This is a genomic window from Komagataeibacter xylinus NBRC 15237 (assembly GCF_001571345.1).
Taxonomy (GTDB): domain Bacteria; phylum Pseudomonadota; class Alphaproteobacteria; order Acetobacterales; family Acetobacteraceae; genus Komagataeibacter; species Komagataeibacter xylinus.
In genome coordinates, this window is record NZ_BCTP01000146.1 from 1 (window position 1) to 686 (window position 686).

The 686-nt window shown below is 60.6% G+C and carries 1 protein-coding gene; it reads right to left on the minus strand.

Annotated features, from left to right (window positions below; translation table 11 throughout):
- On the minus strand, positions 1-574 hold a 574-nt coding region (gene istA / locus GXY01S_RS16810; protein WP_156470357.1), incomplete at its 3' end, for an IS21 family transposase.
- Positions 575-686 lie beyond the last annotated feature (112 nt).

The following is a 686-nucleotide window of genomic DNA, read 5'->3' on the forward strand; positions in this document are numbered from 1 at the left end:
GCGGCACGCCACCGAGCACGCGGAAGGCCTCGGTAAGCGCATCGAAAAGCATCTCGTGGGTCTGCAGGGGATAGGCCTTGAGTATGAAGGCCCGGCTGAAGGACAGTTTGGTGTGGGCAACCTGCAGCTTGACGCGATGCCCGGCAATTATCGCCCAGTCCTCGCCCCAGTCGAACTGGAAGGCTTCCCCGGGCTGGAAGCACAGGGGCACGAAAACACCCCGACCCGTTGTCTGGCGTGCCTGGCGCTGTTCGTGTTTCCACTGCCGGATGAAAGCGGCCACCCGTCCGTAGGACCCATCATAACCCAGCGCCACAAGGTCTTCATGCAGTCGTCGCGCCGTGCGCCGGTTCTTGCGGGGGCGAGCGGCTTCCAGGACCAGCCATCCCCTCAGCCTGTCAGCAAACGGGTCCAGTCGGCTGGGACGTTCGGGAACCTGAAACCGTGGTTCAATACTCTGTGCCCGGAGATATTTCCGGATCGTATTGCGTGACAGTCCCGTCCGGCGTTCGATCTCGCGGATCGGAAGATGATCCCGGCAGTGCCACCGACGGATCACACTCAGAAGCTCCATGTCAATCACTCCTCAAACCCCCAGCAGATGCTGCCGGGGAGTGTGAAGGCATGGGTCAAATCTCGATGAAAATTTCCGCCCTACCCGGGTCAGTTCTCAGTGAAAATCAACA